This is a genomic window from Extensimonas vulgaris, assembly GCF_003337425.1.
Taxonomy (GTDB): domain Bacteria; phylum Pseudomonadota; class Gammaproteobacteria; order Burkholderiales; family Burkholderiaceae_C; genus Extensimonas; species Extensimonas vulgaris.
In genome coordinates this window covers 57,262-79,616 of sequence record NZ_QPJU01000007.1, presented here as the reverse complement: position 1 = coordinate 79,616, position 22,355 = coordinate 57,262, and the positions used below count along the sequence as shown (strand labels likewise).

The 22,355-nt window shown below is 64.3% G+C and carries 20 protein-coding genes; 11 read left to right on the top strand and 9 right to left on the bottom strand.

From position 1 onward, the window contains the following. Positions 1–39 precede the first annotated feature (39 nt). The gene (locus DFR45_RS10605; RefSeq protein WP_241659417.1) at positions 40–987 is read right to left on the bottom strand and encodes an asparaginase; all 948 of its coding nucleotides are present in this window, start codon (positions 985–987) and stop codon (positions 40–42) included. Positions 988–1,204: 217 nt separating this feature from the next. Here DFR45_RS10605 and lexA point away from each other — a divergent pair, with 217 nt between their 5' ends. The 4 genes from lexA to rpmG all read left to right on the top strand — a co-directional run bounded on the left by lexA (position 1,205) and on the right by rpmG (position 3,118). Then, positions 1,205–1,879, top strand: coding sequence for a transcriptional repressor LexA (gene lexA / locus DFR45_RS10600; RefSeq protein ID WP_114483716.1), 675 nt, complete (start codon positions 1,205–1,207; stop codon positions 1,877–1,879). Between the two features lie 321 nt (positions 1,880–2,200). Further along, complete coding sequence (locus DFR45_RS10590) at positions 2,201–2,452, top strand: hypothetical protein (RefSeq protein ID WP_144686959.1); 252 nt, start codon at positions 2,201–2,203, stop codon at positions 2,450–2,452. Positions 2,453–2,698: 246 nt separating this feature from the next. Then, positions 2,699–2,932 (top strand): 50S ribosomal protein L28, encoded by a 234-nt coding sequence (rpmB, locus tag DFR45_RS10585; RefSeq protein ID WP_114483713.1) that lies wholly within the window; start codon positions 2,699–2,701, stop codon positions 2,930–2,932. 15 nt (positions 2,933–2,947) lie between these two features. Further along, positions 2,948–3,118 (top strand): 50S ribosomal protein L33, encoded by a 171-nt coding sequence (gene rpmG / locus DFR45_RS10580; protein WP_114483712.1) that lies wholly within the window; start codon positions 2,948–2,950, stop codon positions 3,116–3,118. A 93-nt stretch (positions 3,119–3,211) separates the two neighbouring features. Here rpmG and DFR45_RS10575 read toward each other — a convergent pair whose 3' ends face one another. The 3 genes from DFR45_RS10575 to purN form a co-directional block, all read right to left on the bottom strand. After that, positions 3,212–4,402 (bottom strand): DesA family fatty acid desaturase, encoded by a 1,191-nt coding sequence (locus tag DFR45_RS10575; protein WP_114483711.1) that lies wholly within the window; start codon positions 4,400–4,402, stop codon positions 3,212–3,214. A 188-nt stretch (positions 4,403–4,590) separates the two neighbouring features. Then, complete coding sequence (locus DFR45_RS10570) at positions 4,591–5,862, bottom strand: RsmB/NOP family class I SAM-dependent RNA methyltransferase (protein ID WP_114483710.1); 1,272 nt, start codon at positions 5,860–5,862, stop codon at positions 4,591–4,593. Positions 5,863–5,945: 83 nt separating this feature from the next. Next, positions 5,946–6,527 carry a phosphoribosylglycinamide formyltransferase gene (gene purN, locus DFR45_RS10565; protein ID WP_114483709.1) on the bottom strand — a complete coding sequence of 194 codons (582 nt, stop codon included), beginning with the start codon at positions 6,525–6,527 and terminating at the stop codon, positions 5,946–5,948. Between the two features lie 126 nt (positions 6,528–6,653). Between purN and DFR45_RS10560 the strand changes: the two genes are divergently transcribed. Continuing rightward, on the top strand, positions 6,654–7,835 hold the full coding sequence (locus DFR45_RS10560) for an acyl-CoA dehydrogenase family protein (protein WP_114483708.1): 1,182 nt from the start codon (positions 6,654–6,656) through the stop codon (positions 7,833–7,835). An 11-nt stretch (positions 7,836–7,846) separates the two neighbouring features. Continuing rightward, on the top strand, positions 7,847–8,962 hold the full coding sequence (locus tag DFR45_RS10555) for an acyl-CoA dehydrogenase family protein (protein WP_114483707.1): 1,116 nt from the start codon (positions 7,847–7,849) through the stop codon (positions 8,960–8,962). A 66-nt stretch (positions 8,963–9,028) separates the two neighbouring features. Here the strand turns inward: DFR45_RS10555 and DFR45_RS10550 are convergent, their stop codons facing one another. After that, the gene (locus DFR45_RS10550) at positions 9,029–9,586 is read right to left on the bottom strand and encodes an HNH endonuclease (RefSeq protein WP_114483706.1); all 558 of its coding nucleotides are present in this window, start codon (positions 9,584–9,586) and stop codon (positions 9,029–9,031) included. A 110-nt stretch (positions 9,587–9,696) separates the two neighbouring features. On the opposite strand from DFR45_RS10550, the gene DFR45_RS10545 reads away from it, so the two are divergent. The 5 genes from DFR45_RS10545 (at position 9,697) to DFR45_RS10525 (ending at position 16,427) form a co-directional block, all read left to right on the top strand. Beyond that, on the top strand, positions 9,697–10,818 hold the full coding sequence (locus DFR45_RS10545; RefSeq protein WP_114483705.1) for a bifunctional riboflavin kinase/FMN adenylyltransferase: 1,122 nt from the start codon (positions 9,697–9,699) through the stop codon (positions 10,816–10,818). A gap of 146 nt (positions 10,819–10,964) precedes the next feature. Then, the gene (ileS, locus tag DFR45_RS10540; RefSeq protein WP_114483704.1) at positions 10,965–13,844 is read left to right on the top strand and encodes an isoleucine--tRNA ligase; all 2,880 of its coding nucleotides are present in this window, start codon (positions 10,965–10,967) and stop codon (positions 13,842–13,844) included. Continuing rightward, positions 13,844–14,371 carry a signal peptidase II gene (lspA, locus tag DFR45_RS10535; protein WP_114483703.1) on the top strand — a complete coding sequence of 176 codons (528 nt, stop codon included), beginning with the start codon at positions 13,844–13,846 and terminating at the stop codon, positions 14,369–14,371. The genes ileS and lspA overlap by 1 nt, the downstream gene beginning before the upstream one ends. Positions 14,372–14,419: 48 nt before the next feature. Continuing rightward, the gene (locus tag DFR45_RS10530; RefSeq protein ID WP_114483702.1) at positions 14,420–15,088 is read left to right on the top strand and encodes a site-2 protease family protein; all 669 of its coding nucleotides are present in this window, start codon (positions 14,420–14,422) and stop codon (positions 15,086–15,088) included. 28 nt (positions 15,089–15,116) lie between these two features. Beyond that, on the top strand, positions 15,117–16,427 hold the full coding sequence (locus DFR45_RS10525) for a tryptophan--tRNA ligase (RefSeq protein ID WP_114483701.1): 1,311 nt from the start codon (positions 15,117–15,119) through the stop codon (positions 16,425–16,427). A 417-nt stretch (positions 16,428–16,844) separates the two neighbouring features. Here DFR45_RS10525 and acnB read toward each other — a convergent pair whose 3' ends face one another. The 4 genes from acnB to DFR45_RS10505 all read right to left on the bottom strand — a co-directional run bounded on the left by acnB (position 16,845) and on the right by DFR45_RS10505 (position 22,274). Continuing rightward, a complete protein-coding gene (gene acnB, locus DFR45_RS10520; protein WP_114483700.1) occupies positions 16,845–19,439 on the bottom strand; it encodes a bifunctional aconitate hydratase 2/2-methylisocitrate dehydratase in 2,595 nt (864 codons plus the stop codon). Between the two features lie 175 nt (positions 19,440–19,614). Continuing rightward, positions 19,615–20,184, bottom strand: a complete 570-nt coding sequence (locus DFR45_RS10515; RefSeq protein WP_114483699.1) for a hypothetical protein — start codon at positions 20,182–20,184, stop codon at positions 19,615–19,617. Between the two features lie 25 nt (positions 20,185–20,209). Further along, positions 20,210–21,268 (bottom strand): HpcH/HpaI aldolase/citrate lyase family protein, encoded by a 1,059-nt coding sequence (locus DFR45_RS10510; protein WP_114483698.1) that lies wholly within the window; start codon positions 21,266–21,268, stop codon positions 20,210–20,212. Positions 21,269–21,287: 19 nt separating this feature from the next. Next, complete coding sequence (locus DFR45_RS10505; RefSeq protein ID WP_114483697.1) at positions 21,288–22,274, bottom strand: malate dehydrogenase; 987 nt, start codon at positions 22,272–22,274, stop codon at positions 21,288–21,290. Positions 22,275–22,355 lie beyond the last annotated feature (81 nt).

The window sequence follows — 22,355 nt, the reverse complement described above, 5'->3', positions numbered from 1 at the left end:
TGAACAACCAGGCCCCGCCCAATCCTCTCGCCCTCATCCTCACGGCAGCAAGTCGAGCAGCAGCGTGATGCGCGCCTTGACGGGCGAGAGCCCCGGCGCAGCGGGCAATACATCACCTGGCCGCGGCAGTAGTTGTCCTTCGCTGCAGCGCGTCGCGCGTAGCACGCGCACGCCCGCCGCCTGCGCGCGCAGCAGCGCCTCTTCGAGCGCCGCGTGCACCGTTCCATTGCCCGTCGCCGCCACCACCAAGCCCTGCACTCCGCCTTGCACCAGCGCATCGACGATGGCGCCGCTTGCCCCTGCGTGGCTGAACACCAGCTCGACGCGCGGCCAGGTGCTGCAGCGGTTTATTTTTTCGATAGCTGCTTGCGCTTGATTTGCCTTGGTTTGCGGCCATTTTCGTATCAAACGCACTGCGCCCTCCTCGACCCAACCGAGCGGCCCGACATCCTCTGAGCTGAAAGCATCGAGGCGATACGGGTGCACTTTTTTCACCCATTGGGCCTCGTGGATCACGCCCGCCACCACGGCCACCACCCCGCACGCGCCCGGCGTGCGCGCCACCGCGACGGCATCGAGCAAATTCTGCGGCCCATCGGGGAAAGGCGCCGTCGCAGGCCGCATCGCACAGGTCAGCACCACGGGCTTGTGCGCCGCGAGCACCTGGTGCAAAAACCACGCGGTTTCTTCAAGCGTGTCCGTGCCGTGGGTAATCACCAGGCCGCGCACCTGCGGATCGGCCAGCAGTGCGGCGCAGCGCAGCGCCAGCCGGCGCCAAGTGTCCAAGTCCATGTCCTTGCTGTCGAGCTGCGCGATCTGCTCGGACTGCACCGAGCAACCAGCCGTCTCGCGCAAGCCCGGCACTGCGGCCAACAATTGCTCTATGCCCCACTGCGCCGCGCGGTAGTCGAGGCTGCCCGCGCCCGCCTGCGCCACCCCGGCAATGGTGCCGCCCGTGCCCAGCACGACAATTTTTTCTTCCCCCACTTGCGCACTCCAAAAAACTGTTGAAAAATACAGCTACTGTATAAATATACAAGTTCGTTTCGCCGCTGTGCCATAGCTGTAAGAGCCTGTTTGCGATTTTTCGCAAACCCACACGACTTACGCAAATCGGGGTCAGGCAAGGCGCACGCCCCAATGGCAAAGCACTTTGCTGCATCCTTGTTTGCGTAAGTCCAGACCCATTTTCGTGGAGCCACTGATGTCCGACCAACCCAAACTCACTGCGCGCCAGCAGCAGGTCTTCGACCTGATTCAACGCGTCATGGCGCAAACCGGGGCCCCGCCCACGCGCGCGGAAATCGCCGCTGAGCTGGGCTTCAAGTCCGCCAACGCGGCTGAAGAGCACCTGCAGGCGCTGGCGCGCAAGGGCGTGATCGAGCTCGTCAGCGGCACCTCGCGCGGCATCCGCCTGCGCGGCGAGGCCATGCGCCACCTCAACGCCGCACGTGGCAAGCAGTTCAACCTGCCAATCGCAGAGCTCGCGCAACTCGTGCTGCCGCTGGTCGGCCGCGTCGCCGCAGGCTCGCCGATTCTGGCGCAAGAGCACATCGACCGCACGTACGCGGTGGAGCCCACATTGTTCGCGCGCAGGCCTGACTACCTGCTCAAAGTGCGCGGCATGTCCATGCGCGACGCAGGCATCCTCGACGGCGACCTGCTCGCCGTGCAAGCCACGCGCGACGTCCGCAACGGCCAGATCGTCGTCGCGCGCTTGGGCGACGAGGTCACGGTCAAACGCCTGCGCCGCAGCGCCGACCAGATCGAGCTGCTCCCAGAAAACCCTGACTACCCCGTCATCACCGTCCAGCCCGGCGAACCTTTCGAGATCGAAGGGCTGGCCGTGGGGCTGATACGCAACACCTTGCTCAACTAGTGCAGTGTTCGACGCTATCTGCGACATAAAACCGCGTCTTTTCGGCCTGGGCCGCGTTGCAAATCCTCGCGATACCACCCGGTATCGCTGCGGTTTGCGCCTTGCCCAGACCAAAAATTCATCAGTTTTATTGGTCGCATCAAGCATCAAACACTGCACTAGCGCCGATTCTGCCGGCATCCTCAGGTGGCGGGCGTCTGGCAAGAGGAATGGTCGCGCACGCAAGTTTTGCGCATATTCCATCCTGTTGCCGACCCTGAGGAGCCAGTTTCGCGTCTGTCGCAATCCTGCCTGTGTCCAACCTCTTTCATGGAGTTTCACATGGGAATCGCCCTGCTCACCCTCAGCACTTTGATCCAGCGTCTCTTCCTGCTTTCCTTGCGACACAAGCGGCCGCTTGCGACGCCTGCGCTGCAAGAATCGCGTCGCTTTCGCGTAGCCCCAGGCTGCGTGCGCATTTTTCGGCCCAACAGTTGCACGGCAAACGAAGCCCGTTTCGCCATCACCGGGCGTATGGCTGACGTGTGCGCAGAACTGGAGCGCCTGGCCGCGAACGACGAAGCCTGGCGCTAGCAGCCGGTCAACGCAAAATAGAAATGTCCTTTCTGAGCCTTTGAACCTTCTTTTGCGCCTTCTTCTGACCCAAATCATCGGCTAAAATAGCCGGCTTTGCCGAATCCAGCATAGGAAACAAGGCAAATAGGGTTACCGCCACCCTTTCTGGCGAGGTGAGGCCGCAGGCACAGCAAGAAAATGGGCGCACAGGCGCATGGTTTTCTTGGCAGCTGCAGCGGCCGTGATCGATATCGGAGTGTCCTCATGGCACGCGTTTGCGACGTAACGGGCAAAAAGCCCATGGTGGGAAACAATGTCTCCCACGCCAACAACAAAACCAAGCGCCGGTTCCTGCCGAACCTGCAATACCGCCGTTTCTGGGTCGAGAGCGAAAACCGCTGGGTGCGCCTGCGCATCACCAACGCGGCCTTGCGCCTGATCGACAAGAAGGGCATCGATGCCGTGCTTGCAGACCTGCGTGCACGCGGCCAGGCTTAAGAAGGAGAGAGCACCATGGCAAGCAAAGGCGGACGCGACAAAATCAAGCTGGAATCCACTGCGGGTACCGGCCACTTCTACACCACGACCAAAAACAAAAAGACCACGCCCGACAAAATGGTGATCATGAAATTCGATCCCAAGGCGCGCAAGCACGTCGAATACAAGGAAACCAAGCTGAAGTAAGCCGCTGCAAAGCCGCTTTTTCAGTCGCACGAAAATCCGCCCGGCGCCAAGGTGCCGGGCGGATTTTTTTATGGGATATGGATATGCGGCGCCTCAGGCACGCACGGCACGCAGGCGCAGCGCAAAGTCGCGCAGCGCGGCGATGCCGCTGTCTTCGGCGCGGCGGCACCAGGCCTGCAACTCGGCCGTGAGCTGCGCGCGCGTGTGCGTGGTGCTGAGCCACAGTTGGCGCAGCTCCTCCCGCATGGTGAGCATTTGGTCGAGCGCCGGGTGCGCGGCGCGCGCCTTGGCAAGCTGCGGCAGCGCCGCGGCGGGCAGCTTCTCGATGTCGCGGTGCAGCCAGCGGCGCACCGTGCGCAGCGAAGCGTCGGGCTGCAGGCGCTCGAACTCGCGGCGCATACTGCGGGCATAGCGTGCCATGACCTCGTAGCGGTTTGCAATCAGCGCCTCCAGTGTTTTTTCGTCGGCCACAGGGCGCACGGCGCCGAAACGCAGCCGCGGCGGCACCTTTTTCACGGTGGCCCAGCCGAGTCTTTGCAGCAGCCAGATGTAACACCAACCCAGGTCGAACTCATACGGCTTGACCGCGAACTTGGCCGCCGTCGGGTAAGTGTGGTGGTTGTTGTGCAGCTCCTCGCCGCCGATCACCAGGCCCCATGGCACCAGATTGGTGCTTGCGTCGGGTGACTCGAAATTGCGATAGCCCCAAAAATGGCCCACGCCGTTGACCACGCCTGCCGCCCAGAATGGAATCCACACCATCTGCACGGCCCACACTGCCGCGCCGATGGCGCCAAAGAGCGCCAGATCGAGCAGCAGCATCAGCCCCACGCCCTGCCAGGTGTAGCGGCTGTAGAGGTGGCGCTCGACCCAGTCGTCGGGCGTGCCGTGGCCGAACTTGCGCAGGGTTTCCTCATTTTTCACCTCGGCCCGGTACAGCTCGGCGCCGCGCCAGAGCACGGCATCGAGCCCGCGCGTTTGCGGGCTGTGCGGATCGTCGGGCGTTTCGCACTTGGCGTGGTGCTTGCGGTGGATCGCCACCCATTGTTTGGTGACCATGCCCGTGCCGAGCCAAAGCCAAAATCGGAAAAAATGCGCGGGAATCGGATGCAGATCGAGCGCGCGGTGCGCCTGCGCGCGGTGCAAAAACACGGTGACGGCGACGATGGTCACATGCGTGGTCGCCAGCGTGTAAAGAACGATTTGCCACCAGGAAAAATGCCACAGGCCGTGGCCCAGCCAGTCAATGGCTGCGCTGAACGCAGCCCCATCCACAAAAGACATAACACTCCAAAACAAACATTGCCCCGCGGCATCCTCCGCGCACGCAGAGGCAAACCGCACCCGCGCCGCAATTGCGCGGCGCGGGTGGCCCTATTGTAGGGAGGCATCTCCAGTGCGCCATGCGTGAAAACCATGGTGACAGCGCTGGCGCCGCGCACGCTCACGCACGGCCGTCTCTCTTTGCGCCCTCACTGGCGCGTCCACACCGCAGCAAAAAAACCGTCGGTCTGGTGCTTGTGCGGCCACAGGCGCAGGTAGGCCGAGCCCGTGGCGCCGCCGCTGCACAGCGCCCTGCCCTGCGCCAGCTTGAGCTGCTCGAGCAACTCGCCCGTGTCGAGCGGTGCAAATTCAGGATGCGCGGCGCCGAAAGCCTCGGCGATGGCCTCGTTTTCCTCGCGCAGCAGGCTGCAGGTCGCATAGACCAGGCGCCCGCCGGGCTTGAGCAGCCGCGCCGCGCTCGCGAGGATCGCGGTCTGCTTGAGCGTGAGCTCCTGCACGCTCTGCGGCGACTGGCGCCACTTCAAGTCCGGGTTGCGCCGCAGCGTGCCCAGGCCCGAGCATGGCGCATCGACGAGCACACGGTCGATCTTGCCCGCCAGGCGTTTGATGCGCTCGTCGCGCTCGTGCGCGATCGCCACCGGGTGCACGTTTGAGAGCCCGCTGCGCGCGAGCCGCGGCTTGAGCGCTTCGAGCCGGTGCGCTGACACGTCGAAGGCATAGAGCCGCCCCGTGTTGCGCATGGCCGCGCCCAGCGCGAGCGTCTTGCCGCCCGCGCCCGCACAAAAATCGACCACCATCTCGCCGCGGCGCGCGTCCAGCAGCAGCGCAAGCAATTGCGAGCCTTCGTCCTGCACCTCGAAGGCGCCGCGCTCGAACGCCGGCAGCCGCGCGAGCACGGGCTTGCCTTGCACGCGCAAGCCCCAGGGAGAATACGGCGTAACTACCGATTCAATAGCTGCTTGTGCAAGCTCCGCCTGCACTTGTTCGCGTTTTTCCTTCAAAACGTTGACGCGCAAGTCGAGCGGCGCGGTCTGCAGCAGGCTCTGCGCCAGCGGCCAAAACTCGGCGCCGAGTTGCGCTTTGAGCGGCTGCGCGATCCATTCGGGCAGGTTGTGGCGGTGCGGCTCGAGCAAATCTGCGGGATCGACTGCATTGCACGCTTCGAGCCAGCTTTTCTCCTGCATGTTCAAGGCGCTGTAGAGAAAGTCGCGCGGGCCATGGAAGCCCAAAATCGCCAGGCGCCGCTCCTTGGGGCCCGAGCCCGAGCGCGCGAAGTATTCGAACAGCAGCTTTTTGCGCAGCACGGCATAGACGGTCTCGGCCAGCGTCGCGCGCTCGCGCGGGCCCAGGTTGCGGTGCTCGCGAAAAAAGCGCGACACCACGGCATCGGCCGGGTGCTCGAACGTCAGGGTGCGGCGCACGAGCTCGGCGCAGGTGTCCAGCAAGGCTTTGGGGTGCATAAGGCAGTTGGGCTCACCCTGTTGGGGCAGCAAAAAATAGGAGTCAAATCGGGCTTTAGCGCTTACTCATCAATCGCAAGCAGCTACATTTTCGAAAGCAATTGCGCAATCGCGCGCGGGTAGATCAGGTGCTCTTGCGAGAGCACGCGCGCGCACAGCGCTGCGGCGTCGTCGCCCGGCAAAATCGGCACCACGGCCTGCTCGAGGATGGGGCCGGTATCGAGCTCGGCCGTGACCAGGTGCACGGTGGCGCCGGCAAATTTGCAGCCCGCGGCAATGGCGCGCTCGTGCGTGTTGAGGCCGCTGAAGGCCGGCAACAGCGAGGGGTGGATGTTCACGAGCCGCCCCGCGTAGTGCGCGACGAAGCCCGGCGTCAGGATGCGCATGAAGCCCGCGAGCACCACGAGCGCGGGCGCGTAGCGGTCGATGCGCGCCTGCAGCGCGGCATCGAAGTCCTCGCGGCAGGCAAAACCCTGGTGCGCGATCACCTCGGTAGCGAGCCCTTGTGCGCGCGCCCAGGCCAGGCCTGGCGCCTCGGGCCGGTTGCTGAGCACCGCTGCCACGCGCGCGCCCAGGCGCTGCTCCCAGCGCTCTTGCTGCGCCGCACGCACGATGGCCTGCATGTTCGAGCCCGCGCCCGAGATCAGGATCACGATATTTTTCATGGGGGCGCGATTATCCCAGGGTGGCCGCAGCGCATGGTGGTGCTCCCTTTTTGTCGCCCGCTGGACAAGCAAAAGCGCACAGTCGTGCTAAAACCGCAGGCTCGATGAGCAAAGGAGTCAAACCCCATGGATCTTGCATTCACCCCTGAAGAGCAGGCGTTTCGCGCAGAGGTACGCGCCTGGGTGCGTGCCCACCTGCCGCCGGAAATTGCCTACAAAGTGCACAACGCGCTGCGCCTGACGCGCGACGATATGCAAGGCTGGGCCAAGATTTTGGGCAAAAAAGGCTGGCTCGGCTATGGCTGGCCCAAGCAGTTCGGCGGCCCAGGCTGGAATGCGGTGCAAAAACATTTGTTCGAAGAAGAGTGCGCACGCGCCGGGGCACCGCGCATCGTCCCTTTCGGGCCGGTGATGGTCGCGCCCGTGATCATGGCTTTTGGAACGCCCGAGCAACAGCAGCGCTTTCTGCCCGGCATCGCGAGCGGCGAGGTCTGGTGGAGCCAGGGTTACAGCGAGCCGGGCGCGGGCTCGGACTTGGCGTCGCTGCGCACGCGCGCCGAGCGCAAGGGCGACAAATACATCGTCAACGGGCAAAAAACCTGGACCACGCTGGGCCAATACGGCGACTGGATGTTCTGCCTCGTGCGCACCGACCCCACGGCCAAGCCCCAGGCGGGCATCAGCTTTTTGCTCATCGACATGAAGTCGCCCGGCGTGTCGGTACGCCCGATCCGGCTGCTCGATGGCGAGTGCGAGGTCAACGACGTGTTTCTCGACAATGTCGAAGTGCCCGTCGAAAACCGCATTGGTGAGGAAAACAAGGGCTGGACCTATGCCAAGCACTTGTTGAGCCACGAACGCACCAACATCGCCGACGTCAACCGCAGCAAACGCGAGCTCGAGCGCCTCAAGCGCATCGCCAAAGCCGAGGGCGTGTGGGAGGACGTGCGTTTTCGGGACCAGATCGCGCTGCTCGAGGTCGAGATCGTGGCGCTCGAGATGCTGGTGCTGCGCGTGCTCAGCGCCGAGAAATCGGGCAAAAACGCACTCGACATCGCGGGCCTGTTGAAAATCCGCGGCAGCGAGATTCAGCAGCGCTACACCGAGCTCATGATGCTTGCCGCCGGCCCCTACAGCCTGCCCTACATCTTCGAAGCCATGGACGCGGGCTGGCAAGGCGACTTCCCCGGCGGCGTGCGAGGCAACGCGCCGCTCGCGCCCAACTATTTCAACATGCGCAAAACCACGATTTACGGCGGCACGAACGAAGTGCAGCGCAACATCATCGCGCAAACCCTGCTTGGCTGAGGACGACGACCATGGACTTCAATTTTTCCGACGACCAGGAGCAACTGCGCGCGGCCGTGCGCCGCTGGGTCGAAAAAAGCTACCCCTTCACGCGCCGCCGCGCCATCGTCGCGGCAGGCGGCTTTGCGCGCGAGGTCTGGCAGGAACTCGCCGACCTGGGCCTCACCGCGCTGTGCGTGCCCGAAGCCTACGAGGGGCTGGGCCAAAGCAGCGTCGATGCGATGGTGGCGATGGAGGAGCTGGGCCGCGGCATCGTGCTCGAGCCGCTGGTGCAGGCTTTCGTCGCGAGCACGCTGCTCGCCGCGCACGCCGACGCTGCGCTGCAAGCCGCGTGGCTGCCGCGCATCGCCAAGGGCACGGCCCTCGTAGTGCTCGCACATCAGGAGCGTCAGGCGCGCTACCAGCTTGGGGTTTGCGGTGCAACAGCAGCACAAATCGGGACGGGATATGCGCTGACAGCTACCAAAAGCATAGTCCCTGCGGGCGACCAGGCCGACGCCTTTTTGGTGCCCGCACAGCTCGACGGAGTCCTGGCGCTATTTCTTGTGGAGCGCAGCGCCCCCGGCGTCGCGACCTCGGGCTACCTCACGCAAGACGGCAGCCGCGCCGCCGAGCTGCGCCTGGCAAACGCCCCCGCCACCCTGGTGACGCGCGCGGGTCTGGCCGCGCTCGAATTCGGCGTCGATACGGGCATCGCCGCGCACTGCGCCGAAGCCGTGGGCGCAATGGAGCAAACCCTTTCGATCACCATCGATTATCTGCAGCAGCGCAAGCAGTTCGGCGTGCCGATTGCGAGCTTTCAGGCGCTGCGCCACCGCGTCGCGGACATGAAGATGCAACTCGAGCTTGCGCGCTCCATGAGCTATTACGCAAGCCTGAGCCTGACCGAGCCGCCCGAAGCGCGCCGCCGCGCCATCGCGCGCGCCAAGGTGCAACTGGGCCAGTCCATGCGCTTCGTAGGCCAGCAAGCCGTGCAGTTGCATGGCGGCATCGGCGTGACCGACGAATACATCGTGAGCCACTACTTCAAAAAGCTCACGCAGCTCGAGATGCTCTACGGCGACACGCTGCACCACCTCGGCGAAGTGTCGGCGCGCATGCAGGACACGGCGGGTGTGTTTGCTTGAACTATCTCCCAGCCGAACCCGCGCCCAAAGCCCCGGCCGTCACGCGAAAGTGGCGGATTGGGGCGCTTATACCAGCAGCCGCGACGACCTGGGCACGTGGGCGAGCAGGAACTCCATCTGGTCGGCCAGAATGCGCCGGTTGCGCAGGATGAAGTCCTCCCACAGGCTGGGCACGTAGGGGGCGTACAGCAGCGGCATGCGCGCTTGCTCGGGGGTGCGCGCGCCTTTGCGGTGGTTGCAGGCGCGGCAGGCCGTGACCACGTTCATCCAATGGTCGCGCCCGCGCTGCGCGAGCGGCACGATGTGCTCGCGCGTGAGGTCTTGTTCGTCGAAGTGGCCGCCGCAGTAGGCGCAGACGTTGCGGTCGCGCGCGAACAATTTGGCGTTGGTCAGGCTGGACTTGAGGTTGAAGGGGTTGATGTCGGGCACGCCCTTGGTTCCTATGATGCTGTTGACGGCGATGACCGACTGCGCCCCCGTGACCGCGTTGTGCCCGCCGCGAAACAGTGCCACCTGCGCGCCCGATTCCCAGCGCACTTCATCTGCGGCATAGTGCAGCACCGCCTGTTCGAGCGAAATCCACGCCTGGGGCAAACCCTGGGCCGAGAGCTTCAGTACCTTCACGAAACGCCTCCTGGAAACGGCTTGGGCACAATATACTCCGATTTGATGACAAATTGCCACTTTGCGCTTGATCCATCAGCGCAAGCAGCTATTAAAAAGATAACAAACCAATGAAGATCTTTCGTGGTTTTCACCACCCCGACATCGCACCGGCCTGCGCCCTGACCATTGGCAACTTCGACGGCGTGCACCGCGGACACCAGGCCATGCTCGCACTGCTCCACAACGAAGCGGCGCACCGCGGCATTCCGAGCTGCGTGCTCACGTTCGAGCCGCACCCGCGCGACTACTTTGCGGCCGCGCAGCGCAAGCCCGAAATCGCCCCCGCGCGCATAGGCACGCTGCGCGACAAGCTCACCGAGCTCGCACGCTGCGGCGTGCAACAGGTCGTGGTGCTGCCTTTCGACGCGCGCCTGGCTGCGCAGTCGCCGCAGGACTTCATCGACCAGGTGCTGCTGCGCGGCCTGGGTGCGCGCTACGTGCTCGTGGGCGACGACTTTCGCTTCGGCGCGCGGCGCGCGGGCGACTACGCCATGCTCGAAGCCGCAGGCCAGGCGCAAGGCTTCGAAGTCGCGCGCATGAACAGCTACGAAGTCCCCATGCCCGCCGACCTGCTCGCACCGCAAGCCAGCGATGCCGCCGCTGTGCCCACGCAGCACAGCCTGCGCGTTTCGAGCTCCGCGGTGCGCGCCGCACTCGCGCAGGGCCGCATGGAAGACGCGGCACGCCTGCTCGGGCGCCCCTACAGCATCAGCGGGCACGTGGTGCACGGGCGCAAACTCGGCCGCGCGCTCGGAGCGAGCGCGGACGGCGCGGACGACGGCTTTCGCACGCTCAACCTGCGCTTCACACACTGGAAGCCCGCCGCAAGCGGCATCTTCGCCGTGCGCGTGCGCGGCCTGGCCGATGTGCCACTGCCCGGCGTGGCGAACCTCGGCGTGCGCCCCTCGCTCGATCCCATCGACGTGAACGGCGGGCGCGTGCTGCTCGAAACCCATTGCCTGGACTGGCCGCCCAGCCTGGGCCCCGAAGAGGCCTACGGTAAAATCATCTGTGTGGAACTGCTACACAAATTGCACGACGAACGCAAGTACGACAGCCTGGCCGCGCTCACCGCAGGCATAGCGCAGGACTGCGCCGACGCGCGCGCCTATTTCGCCACAGCCCGGCCCGAGCTTGCCGGCACCTCCCACGCCGAAACCCGCCGCCAGACCACGCGCGACCGAATTTGAGGGCACGCGCCGCACGCTGCACCGCCTTGCAGCAGGCAAGAATGCGCGCCGCACGGGTGGCGCTTTTTTGCCGCTCCCATTTTCCAGCCCCTTTTTATCCCGATCGCCGGCCCGCTGTGGCCCGATCTGCTCTTCCAAGGCCCCCCATGTCCAAGCCTGCCAAGCCCTCCACGTCCAGCGACCCCGCGAGCGCCAAGCCAGATTACCGCAGCACGCTGAACCTGCCCGACACCCCTTTTCCGATGCGCGGCGACCTGCCCAAGCGCGAGCCGGCCTGGGTCAAAGAGTGGGAAGAAAAGCGCCTGTACCGCAAGCTGCGCTACGCGCGCCTGGGCGCCCCCAAGTTCGTGCTGCACGATGGCCCGCCCTACGCCAACGGCCAGATCCACATCGGCCACGCGGTCAACAAAATCCTCAAGGACATGATCGTCAAGGCGCGCCAGCTCAAGGGCCTGGACGCGCAATACATCCCCGGCTGGGACTGCCACGGCCTGCCGATCGAAAACGCGATCGAAAAGCTCCACGGCCGCAACCTGCCGCGCGACGCCATGCAGGCCAAGAGCCGCGCCTTTGCCACCGAGCAGATCGCGCTGCAAATGGCCGACTTCAAGCGCCTGGGCGTGCTCGGCCAATGGGATCACCCCTACAAAACCATGGACTTCGTCAACGAGGCGGCCGAAATCCGCGCGTTCAAGCGCGTGATGGAGCGCGGCTTCGTCTATCGCGGCCTGAAGCCCGTCTATTGGTGCTTCGACTGCGGCTCGTCGCTGGCCGAGTTCGAAATCGAATACCAGGACAAAAAGAGCACCACGCTCGACGTGGGCTTTGAATGCGCCGAGCCCGACAAGCTCGCCGCGGCGTTCGGCGTCCCAGCGCTCACGCAGCCCGCCTACGCCGTGATCTGGACCACCACGGCCTGGACCATCCCCGCAAACCAGGCGCTCAACCTCAACCCCGAACTCGATTACGCGCTCGTGCAAACGCAGCGCGGCCTGCTCGTGCTCGCGGCGAGCCTGGTCGAACAGTGCCTTGCGCGCTACGAACTCAGCGGCCAGGTGCTGGCCACGGTGCGCGGCGAAAAGCTCGGCCTGATCCAGTTCAAGCACCCGCTGTACGACGTCGATGCCGGCTACCGGCGCCTGAGCCCCGTCTATCTCGCCGACTACGCCACCGCCGAGGACGGCACCGGCATCGTGCACTCGGCACCGGCCTACGGCGTGGAAGACTTCAACAGCTGCGTCGCGCACGGCATGAAGTACGAGGACATCCTCAACCCCGTGCAGGGCAACGGCAGCTACGCGGCCGACTTCGCGCTCTTTGGCGGCCTCAACATCTGGAAGGCCGTGCCCATCATCATCGACGCGCTGCGCAGCGCCGGGCGCCTGTTTGCCACGCACGAGATCACGCACAGCTACCCGCATTGCTGGCGCCACAAGACGCCCGTGATCTACCGCGCCGCCGCGCAGTGGTTCGTGCGCATGGACGAAGGCGAAGGCATCTTTACCAAGGACAAGGCGCCGCAAACCCTGCGCCAGATGGCGCTCGCGGCGATCGAGCAGACCCACTTTTACCCCGAAAACGGCAAGGCGCGCCTGCGCGACATGATCGCCAACCGGCCCGACTGGTGTATTTCGCGCCAGCGCAGCTGGGGCGTGCCGCTGCCTTTCCTGCTCGATGTCGATAGCGGCGAGCCGCACCCGCGCACGCCCCAGATCATCGACCTCGCGGCGGATGTGGTCGAAGACGGCGGCATCGAAGCCTGGAGCAAGCTCAGCGTGGCCGACATCCTGCAGCGCATAGGCGACAAGAGCGACCCGGCGCGCTGGAGCAAGAGCAACGACATTCTCGAAGTCTGGTTCGACTCGGGCACCACGCACACCACGGTGCTCAAAGTCTCGCACCCTGGCGCGGGCCACGAAAACGGCCCCGAGGCCGACCTTTACCTCGAAGGGCACGACCAGCACCGCGGCTGGTTCCACTCGTCGCTGCTCACGGCCTGCGCGATGTATGGGCGCGCGCCCTACCTCGGCCTGCTCACGCATGGTTTCACCGTCGATGGCCAGGGCCGCAAGATGAGCAAGAGCCTGGGCAACATCGTCGCGCCGCAGACCATCAGCGAAAAGCTCGGCGCCGAAATCATCCGCCTGTGGTGCGCGGCCACGGACTACTCGGGCGACCTCGGCATAGACGACAAAATCCTCGCGCGCGTGGTCGACGCCTACCGCCGCATCCGCAACACGCTGCGCTTTTTGCTAGCGAACGTGAGCGATTTCGATCTCGCCACCGACGCCGTTCCCGATGAAGAGCTGCTCGAGATCGACCGCTATGCACTTGCGCGCGCCGCCGAGCTGCAGGCCGACTTCCTTGCGCACTACGAAAAATACGAATTCCACCCCGTCGTCGCCAAGCTGCAGGTGTATTGCAGCGAAGACCTGGGCGCGTTCTACCTCGACGTGCTCAAAGACCGCCTCTACACCACCGCGCCCAAGAGCCACGCGCGGCGCAGCGCGCAGACGGCACTGCACCAGATCACGCACGCCATGCTGCGCTGGATGGCACCGTTCTTGAGCTTCACGGCCGAAGAGGCGTGGAAGGTATTTGGCGATTCGGAGTCGATCTTCCTCGAAACTTATAGCAGCTTGCGCGCGCCGGATGGCGCTTTGCTCGCAAAATGGGCCCGCATCCGCGCGATCCGCGACCTCGTGAACAAAGAGATCGAGGCCTTGCGCACTGCGGGCCAGGTCGGCTCCTCGCTGCAGGCCACGCTGCGCCTCACGGCCGCAGCGGACGACCACGCGCTGCTCGCGAGCCTGGGCGACGATTTGAAGTTCGTCTTCATCACCTCGTCCGCCGAACTCGTGCCGGGCGACACCCTGCAGATCGAAGTGCACCCGAGCACCGACGCCAAATGCGAGCGCTGCTGGCACTACCGCGCCGACGTGGGACATGATCCAGACCATCCCACGCTGTGCGGCCGCTGCACCAGCAACCTGTTCGGCGCGGGCGAGCCGCGCAAGGTGGCCTGATGGCGCGGGGCAAAACCGCCGCGCCGCGCCGTCCAGCCAGCGCTGGAACTGCGGGCGCGAGCCTGTGGATCTGGCTGGGCTGGGCGCTGGTCGTGCTGCTCGCCGACCAGTTCACCAAGACGCTGATCCTCGGCTACTACCACCTCGGCGACGCCACGCCGGTCACGGGCTTTTTCAACATCGTGCGGGCGCACAACACGGGCGCGGCTTTTTCGTTTCTGGCCGCGGCGGGCGGCTGGCAGCGCTGGCTCTTCACCGCGCTGGGCGTGGCCGCCGCCATCTTCATCGTCTGGCAGCTGCGTGCGCATGCGGGGCAGAAGCTGTTTTGCTTTGCGCTCGCGAGCATCCTGGGTGGCGCCGTGGGCAACGTGCTCGACCGCCTCGTGCACGGCTACGTGGTCGATTTTCTCGACTTCCACTGGCACGGCTGGCACTTTCCGGCGTTCAACGTCGCAGACTCCGCGATCACCGTGGGCGCGGCCTGCCTGATCCTCGACGAGCTGCTGCGTGTGCGGCGCGCGCGCTGAAGTGGCAGCGCTGCGCCTTCTGAGAACCTGTTCTGAGACAATCCGCGCGTGAACGACGCCAACCTCATCCAAACCATCCTGATCTACGTCCTGCCGGTGCTGTTTGCCATCACCGTGCATGAAGCCGCACACGGTTACGCTGCGCGCCACTTCGGTGACAACACCGCCGCCATGATGGGGCGGCTCACGCTCAACCCGCTCAAGCACATCGACCCTGTCGGCACCATTTTGATGCCGCTGCTGCTGTATTTCGCGACCTCGGGCGCTTTTCTGTTCGGCTACGCCAAGCCCGTGCCCGTGCAGTTCGACCGCCTGCGCAACCCCAAGCGCGACATGGTGTGGGTGGCGCTCGCCGGGCCGGCGTCCAACTTTTTGCAGGCGCTACTGTGGGCGCTGTTTCTGATCGTGCTCGCGCTGCTGGGCATTGACGAGCGCTTTTTCGTCCAGATGGCGCGCGCCGGCGTGCTGGTCAACCTCGTGATGTGGGCCTTCAACCTGTTTCCGCTGCCGCCGCTCGACGGCGGACGCATCCTCGTAGGGCTGCTGCCCTGGAAGCAGGCGCAGGCCGTCTCGCGCGTCGAGCCCTATGGCTTTTTCATCGTCATGGCGCTCGTGATCGCAGGGGTGGTGAGCGCCTTCTGGCTGCGCCCGCTGATGGCCCTGGGCTACTGGATCATCAACCTGCTGCTCAGCCCGCTGGCCTTGCTGATGCGCTGACGCGCTGGTTTTTCACTACATCGATCGCATGACGACACGTTTTCTCACCGGCATCACCACCACGGGCACGCCCCATCTGGGCAACTACGTCGGCTCCATCCGCCCTGCCGTCGCGGCGAGCCGCGAGCCCGGCGTGCAGAGTTTCTACTTTTTGGCCGACTACCACGCGCTCATCAAGTGCGAAGACCCGGCGCGCATCCAGCGCTCCACGCTCGAAATCGCCGCGAGCTGGCTCGCCGCGGGGCTGGACCCGGCACAGGTCTTTTTCTACCGCCAGTCCGACATCCCTGAAATCCCCGAGCTCACCTGGCTGCTCACCTGCGTGACCGGCAAGGGGCTGCTCAACCGCGCCCACGCCTACAAAGCCGCGCAGGACAAAAACGCCGCCGCAGGCCGCGACGCCGACGATGGTGTGAGCGCGGGCCTGTTCATGTACCCCGTGCTCATGGCCGCCGACATCCTGATGTTCAAGGCGCACAAGGTGCCCGTGGGGCGCGACCAGGTGCAGCACATCGAGATGGCGCGCGACATGGCGGCGAGCTTCAACCACTTGTATGGCGAGCATTTCGTGTTGCCCGAAGCCCAGATCGAGGAGCACGTGGCCACGCTGCCTGGCCTCGACGGGCGCAAGATGAGCAAGAGCTACGACAACACCATCCCGCTGTTTGCGCCGCGCGAGCAGCTGCGCAAGCTCGTCGCAAGCATCGTCACCGACTCGCGCGCACCCGGAGAGCCCAAAGAGGTCGAGGGCTCGGCGCTGTTCCAGATTTACCAGGCATTTGCGAGCCCGCAAGAAACCGAGGCCCTGCGCCAAGCCTACGCCCAGGGCATCGCCTGGGGTGAAGTCAAGCAACTGGTGTTCGAGCACATAGACCAGACCCTCGCGCCGCTGCGCGCGCGCTACGAGGCGCTGATCCAGGACCCAGCGCACATCGAAAACACGCTGCGCGTCGGCGCCGAACGCGCCCGCGCGATCGCCACGCCTTTCATGCGCGAGCTGCGCCACGCCGTGGGCCTGCGCAGCCTTGCGCAAAGCACGGCCCAGCAGACTGAAAAGCCCGCCAAACCCGGCAAAAACGCCCTGCCCACCTTCAAGCAATACCGCGAAGCCGACGGCAAGTTCTACTTCAAACTCGTCTCGCCCCAAGGCCAGCTGCTGCTGCAAAGCATGGGCTTCGACAGCCCGCGCGCCGCCGGCCAGGCGATCGCCCAGCTGCAGCAGCAAGGCGCGCGGGCGCTGCACGCACTCGCCGCGCAGCTCGCGCCCGTGGCAGGCGTGACAGAGTCCGAAGTGGCTGCAGCGCTGCAGGCGTTGCAGGACGCGGCGCAGCAGGCGTAAAGCCGCTGGACACACCATGCGGTCTGAAAACGCATGGCCCCCAACAAAAAGCCCGCAGAAGCGGGCTTTTTGTTGGGCTGGGAGCCTGTCGGACTTTGGGCGTCGAAAGCGAGAAGGTGCCCCAGCGAGGCCAGTTTTTGCCGGATTCGCCGCCCCATAGTGGTGCCATGGAGCAAGAAGCCGGTAAAAAATGGGTCGCTGCGGCGCATTCGCAGCCGACGCTTCCTAAGTCCGACAGGCTGCTAGTGCAGTGTTCGACGCTATCTGCGACATAAAACCGCGTCTTTTCGGCCTGGGCCGCGTTGCAAATCCTCGCGATACCGCCCGGTATCGCTGCGGTTTGCGCCTTGCCCAGACCAAAAATCCATCGGTTTTATTGGTCGCATCAAGCATCAAACACTGCACTAAGCAAGCTCGTCAGACGCTCACCGTCTCGGCGGCTTGTTTGAACTCCTCGATCTGGTCGAAGTTCATGTAACGATAAACCTCGCTGGCCTTCTGGTTGACCACGCCCATCTCGGCGTGGTATTCCTCCACGGTGGGCAAGCGGCCCAGACGCGAGGCGATGGCCGCCAGCTCCGCCGAGGCGAGGAACACGTTGGTGTTCTTGCCCAGGCGGTTCGGGAAGTTGCGCGTGCTCGTGGAAACCACCGTTGCGCCCTCGTGCACCTGCGCCTGGTTGCCCATGCACAGGCTGCAGCCGGGCATTTCGGTGCGCGCGCCGGCCGTGCCGAAAGTTGCGTAATAGCCTTCCTTGATGAGCTCGTTCTGGTCCATCTTGGTCGGCGGCGCGACCCACAGGCGCACAGGGATGTCACGCTGACCTTGCAGCAGGCGCGCAGCGGCGCGGAAGTGGCCGATGTTGGTCATGCACGAACCGATGAAGGCCTCGTCGATCTTGGTGCCCGCCACTTCGGACAGCACCTTGGCGTCGTCCGGGTCGTTCGGGCAGCAGAGAATGGGTTCCTTGATGTCGGCAAGGTCGATCTCGATCACGGCAGCGTATTCGGCATCGGCGTCGGCCTCGAGCAACTGCGGGTTCGCGAGCCACTCTTCCATCTTCTTGATGCGGCGCGCGAGCGTGCGGGCATCCTGGTAGCCATCGGCGATCATGTTCTTGAGCAGCACGATGTTCGACTTCAGGTACTCGATGATGGGCTCTTTGTGGAGCTTGATCGTGCAGCCCGCGGCCGAGCGTTCGGCCGAAGCGTCGGAGAGCTCGAACGCCTGCTCGACCTTGAGGTCCGGCAGGCCCTCGATTTCGAGGATGCGGCCCGAGAAAAAGTTTTTCTTGCCCTTCTTCTCCACGGTGAGCAGCCCCTGCTTGATCGCATACAGCGGAATCGCATGCACCAGGTCGCGCAGCGTGATGCCCGGCTGCATCTGGCCCTTGAAGCGCACGAGCACCGATTCGGGCATGTCGAGCGGCATCACGCCCGTGGCCGCAGCAAAGGCCACGAGCCCCGAGCCCGCCGGAAAGCTGATGCCGATCGGAAAGCGTGTGTGCGAGTCGCCGCCCGTGCCCACGGTGTCGGGCAACAGCATGCGGTTGAGCCAGGAGTGGATCACGCCGTCGCCGGGGCGCAGCGCGACGCCACCGCGGCTGCTGATGAAGGTGGGCAGCTCGCGGTGCATCTTCACATCGACGGGCTTGGGGTAGGCCGCGGTGTGACAGAACGACTGCATGACCAGGTCGGCGCTGAAGCCCAGGCAGGCCAGGTCTTTGAGCTCGTCGCGCGTCATCGGGCCCGTGGTGTCCTGGCTGCCCACGGTGGTCATCTTGGGCTCGCAGTAGGTGCCGGGGCGGATGCCCTGGCCTTCGGGCAGACCGCAGGCGCGGCCCACCATTTTCTGCGCCAGCGTGAAGCCCTTGCCCGTATCCTTTGGCGCCTTGGGCAGGCGGAACACCGTGGAGGCCGGCAGGCCCAAAAATTCGCGCGCCTTGCCCGTGAGGCCGCGGCCAATGATCAGGTTGATGCGGCCGCCCGCACGCACTTCGTCGAGCAGCACTTCGCTCTTGAGCTCGAAGGTGGCGATGACTTCGCCGTTTTTCTCGATCTTGCCCGCGTAGGGGTAGATGTCGATGACGTCACCGAACTCGATCTTGCTGACATCGACCTCGATCGGCAGCGAGCCCGAGTCTTCCTGTGTGTTGAAGAAAATCGGCGCGATCTTGCCGCCCAGCGTCACGCCGCCAAAGCGCTTGTTGGGCACATAAGGAATGTCATGCCCGGTGTGCCAGATCACGCTGTTGGTGGCCGACTTGCGGCTCGAACCCGTGCCGACCACGTCGCCCACGTAAGCCACGAGGTGGCCTTTTTGCTTGAGCTGCTCGATCACGCCGATCGGGCCGCGCTTGCCGTCCTCCTCGGGCTCGAACGGCGCGTCGGGGCGCTTGTTCTTGAGCATGGCGAGCGCGTGCAGCGGGATGTCGGGGCGGCTCCAGGCATCGGGCGCGGGCGAGAGGTCGTCGGTGTTGGTTTCGCCAGGCACCTTGAACGCCGTCACAGTGATTTTTTGTGGCACTTCGGGGCGTGCGAGGAACCATTCGGCATCGGCCCAACTCTGCATCACGGCCTTGGCGTGCGCATTGCCGGATTGCACCTTCTCTGCCACGTCGTGGAAGGCGTCGAACATCAGCAGCGTGTGCTTGAGGGCTTCAGCCGCGATCGGTGCCACCTCGGCATCATCGAGCAGATCGATCAAGGGCTTGACGTTGTAGCCTCCTACCATGGTGCCGAGCAGCTCGGTTGCCTTGGCCTTGCTGAGCAGATCCACCTGGATGTCGCCATGGGCTACAGCAGCAAGAAACGAGGCCTTGACTTTGGCGGCATCGTCCACCCCCGGCGGCACGCGGTGCGTGAGCAGGTCGAGCAGAAACTGCGGGTCTTCGCCTGCAGGCGGATTTTTGATGAGCTCGATCAGCTCGGCGGTTTGCTGCGCGGTCAGCGGCAACGGCGGAATACCCAAAGCGGCACGTTCGGCCACATGGTCACGGTAGGCTTGCAACATTTTTTCTCTTGGGATGATGAAAACAGCATTGCCGCACAGGCTTCATCGCCTGCGGCAATGGCTTGGGAGTTCTCAATCAGGACCTGCGCAAATCGGGTTCAGGCAAGGCGCTCGCCCCATGGCAATACACTTTGCTGCATCCTCGTTTGCGCACGTCCGATCAATGACGAACCGATTACTTGCGCGAATCCAACAGGCTCGGCGGCGGGTTTTTCTTCATGGCTTCGGCCACGGCAACCTGCGGAGCGCTCATGCACTCGTCGGCCATGCGTTGGCCCAGCTTTTGGTTCATGAGCATGGACTTATTGGGAATCTGCAGCCAAACGGCACCGGCCTTTTGGTCTTCGAGGCGAATGGCGCCCGTCGCAGAAACCACGGGTGCCATGTGGTACTTGAAGCCTTTGCCCTCGACGTTGAAGTACCCAGGCGCGGCGCTGTCGGCCGAAACCGTCACGGAAGCGCCGAGTTCGCAAGGCATGCGCCCCACATAGACTTTCTCGGCGATCGCCAGCTCTTCGGGTGTCAGCGCCTTTTCGGCCGCTTCGAACCCCGTGGCCACCTGCTTGGCCGCGCTGTGCAACTGCTCGCGACTGCTCATCGGTTGCGCTTTGGGCTTGGCGTGCGATGCCTTCGCGACGGTTTTGTGCGCCGCTTTAGGCGCAGCAGCGTCGCCGGTGTCAGATGCAGCGGCCACAGCAAAGGCCGGCACGATGGCCACCACCACAGAAGCAAACAAGGACTTCATCAAAACTCTCCTTCAAACAACAAACTCATGGCGCATCGGAAGATGCAGGCGAAGTAAACCACTCCTGCACTGCTGCTGGCAAGGGAAGCCCCGTGCGATGGGCACGCTCCAACACTTGCCAGTAATAGCGATAGCTCGCGCGGTCGTGCAAAACCCCGTCGAAATTGATCGGAGCCCAGTCTCCATCTGCCGCCGCAGCTATTATTTTTGCTGCATGCTCGACGTCGTCCTGCGTTGGCGCAAACGCCTCGAGAATGGGTCGTATCTGCGCCGGATGAATGCTCCACATGCGTGTGTAGCCCAACTCCCGTGCGGCGCGCGTGGCCGCAGCCTTCATCGCCGCAGCGTCGCTGAACTCGGTCACCACGCAGTGTGCGGGCACTTTGCCATAGGCATGGCAAGCCGCGGCGATTTCGAGCTTGGCACGCAGCACCAAAGGATGGCTGAACTGCCCCGCCGAAGTCATGGCCGACGCGGGAATCGCGCCGCCATGGGCCGATACGAAATCCATCAACCCAAAGCTCAGACTCTGCACGCGCGGGTGCGCGGCAATCTCGAACGCACGATGCACGGCCTGTGGCGACTCGATCAAGACGTGTAGAGGCAAATGCCCCGCCGCGGCACGCAGCAGCGCCTGTTCGGCCGCGAGCACATCGTCGATCGACTCGACTTTGGGAATCATGATGTGGCACAGGCGCTGCCCGGCCTCGCCCGCGATCGTGGCCATGTCATTTGCGAACGCCGGGTGCCCCACGGGATGCACGCGCACCGCGACACGGGCTTGGGGAGCCGCCTCACACGCGAGCGCCGCCACCAGCCTGGCATGGGCCGCCTCGGCCCCCACGGGGGCGCCATCTTCGCAATCGAGCGTGACATCGAAAACGCAAGTACCAAACTCTTGCGTCATCTCGGCTTGCAACTGCAAGCTTTTGCGCATGCGTGCCTCGACGCCGCTGTAATGATCGCAAACCGGCAAAAAACCGGTCTGCGCCTGCGCGCCGAGCAACACTTCACGCGGATGGCGGCCAACCAATCCCTGGCCTTCAGACAAATGGGATAAATGGGGTGCCTGGGCCGCATTCATGACACGCTCGCCTTGGCTTTCAGAGCAGATGCTTGACGCCGTCTTGCTCGGCCAACAGCTCGGCCAAGGTGGCGTCGATGCGCTGCTGGGAAAAGGCGTCTATTTCAAGCCCTTCGACGACTTGGTATTCACCATTGGCGCAGGTCACGGGGAAGCCAAACATCACGTCTTTGGGGATGCCATACTGACCATCCGAAGGAATACCCATGGTCACCCATTTACCGTTCGTGCCCAAGGCCCAGTCGCGCATGTGGTCGATTGCAGCATTCGCTGCCGAAGCTGCGGACGACAGGCCGCGCGCCTCGATAATCGCCGCACCGCGCTTGGCGACGGTAGGCAAAAAGACGTTCACGTACCAGTCTTGGTCGTTGATCATTTTGACAACGCTCTGACCCCCAATGGTCGCGAAACGGTAGTCGGCATACATGGTGGGCGAGTGATTGCCCCAGACGATCATTCTTTCGATTTCCGCAACCGGCTTGCCTGTCTTTGCGGCAATCTGGCTCAGTGCGCGGTTGTGGTCCAGGCGCAGCATGGCCGTGAAATTTTTGCGGGGCAGATCGGGCGCGCTCTTCATTGCAATGTAGGCGTTGGTGTTTGCGGGATTACCGACCACCAGCACCTTCACGTTGCGACTCGCTACGGCATTGAGCGCCTTGCCTTGTTCGATGAAGATGGCTCCGTTGACGGCGAGCAGCTCGGCACGCTCCATGCCAGGGCCGCGCGGACGCGAGCCCACGAGCAAAGCGTAGTCGGCATCTTTGAACGCCGTCATGGGGTTGCTGTGCGCCTCCATGCCGGCCAGCAGGGGGAATGCGCAATCTTCGAGCTCCATCATCACGCCCTTGAGGGCTTTCTGCGGCCCTTCCGCTGGCACCTCGAGCAGTTGCAGGATGACGGGCTGGTCCTTGCCCAGCATTTCGCCCGAAGCGATGCGGAACAACAGGGCGTAACCAATTTGACCTGCGGCACCGGTGACGGCCACACGGACAGGCTTTTTGCTCATGGTGAAAACTCCAGGAAGTGAGGAAATGGATCGAAGAATCCCAAAAACCGAAGATGCGCAAAGGAATCGTGCATGCACGGC

Coding starts and splice junctions, on each gene's coding strand:
- lexA (WP_114483716.1), top strand. CDS start 1,205: ATGTCCGACCAACCCAAACTCACTGCGCGCCAGCAGCAGGTCTTCGAC.
- DFR45_RS10590 (WP_144686959.1), top strand. CDS start 2,201: ATGGGAATCGCCCTGCTCACCCTCAGCACTTTGATCCAGCGTCTCTTC.
- rpmB (WP_114483713.1), top strand. CDS start 2,699: ATGGCACGCGTTTGCGACGTAACGGGCAAAAAGCCCATGGTGGGAAAC.
- rpmG (WP_114483712.1), top strand. CDS start 2,948: ATGGCAAGCAAAGGCGGACGCGACAAAATCAAGCTGGAATCCACTGCG.
- DFR45_RS10575 (WP_114483711.1), bottom strand. CDS start 4,402: ATGTCTTTTGTGGATGGGGCTGCGTTCAGCGCAGCCATTGACTGGCTG.
- DFR45_RS10570 (WP_114483710.1), bottom strand. CDS start 5,862: ATGCACCCCAAAGCCTTGCTGGACACCTGCGCCGAGCTCGTGCGCCGC.
- purN (WP_114483709.1), bottom strand. CDS start 6,527: ATGAAAAATATCGTGATCCTGATCTCGGGCGCGGGCTCGAACATGCAG.
- DFR45_RS10560 (WP_114483708.1), top strand. CDS start 6,654: ATGGATCTTGCATTCACCCCTGAAGAGCAGGCGTTTCGCGCAGAGGTA.
- DFR45_RS10555 (WP_114483707.1), top strand. CDS start 7,847: ATGGACTTCAATTTTTCCGACGACCAGGAGCAACTGCGCGCGGCCGTG.
- DFR45_RS10545 (WP_114483705.1), top strand. CDS start 9,697: ATGAAGATCTTTCGTGGTTTTCACCACCCCGACATCGCACCGGCCTGC.
- ileS (WP_114483704.1), top strand. CDS start 10,965: ATGTCCAAGCCTGCCAAGCCCTCCACGTCCAGCGACCCCGCGAGCGCC.
- lspA (WP_114483703.1), top strand. CDS start 13,844: ATGGCGCGGGGCAAAACCGCCGCGCCGCGCCGTCCAGCCAGCGCTGGA.
- DFR45_RS10525 (WP_114483701.1), top strand. CDS start 15,117: ATGACGACACGTTTTCTCACCGGCATCACCACCACGGGCACGCCCCAT.
- acnB (WP_114483700.1), bottom strand. CDS start 19,439: ATGTTGCAAGCCTACCGTGACCATGTGGCCGAACGTGCCGCTTTGGGT.
- DFR45_RS10515 (WP_114483699.1), bottom strand. CDS start 20,184: ATGAAGTCCTTGTTTGCTTCTGTGGTGGTGGCCATCGTGCCGGCCTTT.
- DFR45_RS10510 (WP_114483698.1), bottom strand. CDS start 21,268: ATGAATGCGGCCCAGGCACCCCATTTATCCCATTTGTCTGAAGGCCAG.
- DFR45_RS10505 (WP_114483697.1), bottom strand. CDS start 22,274: ATGAGCAAAAAGCCTGTCCGTGTGGCCGTCACCGGTGCCGCAGGTCAA.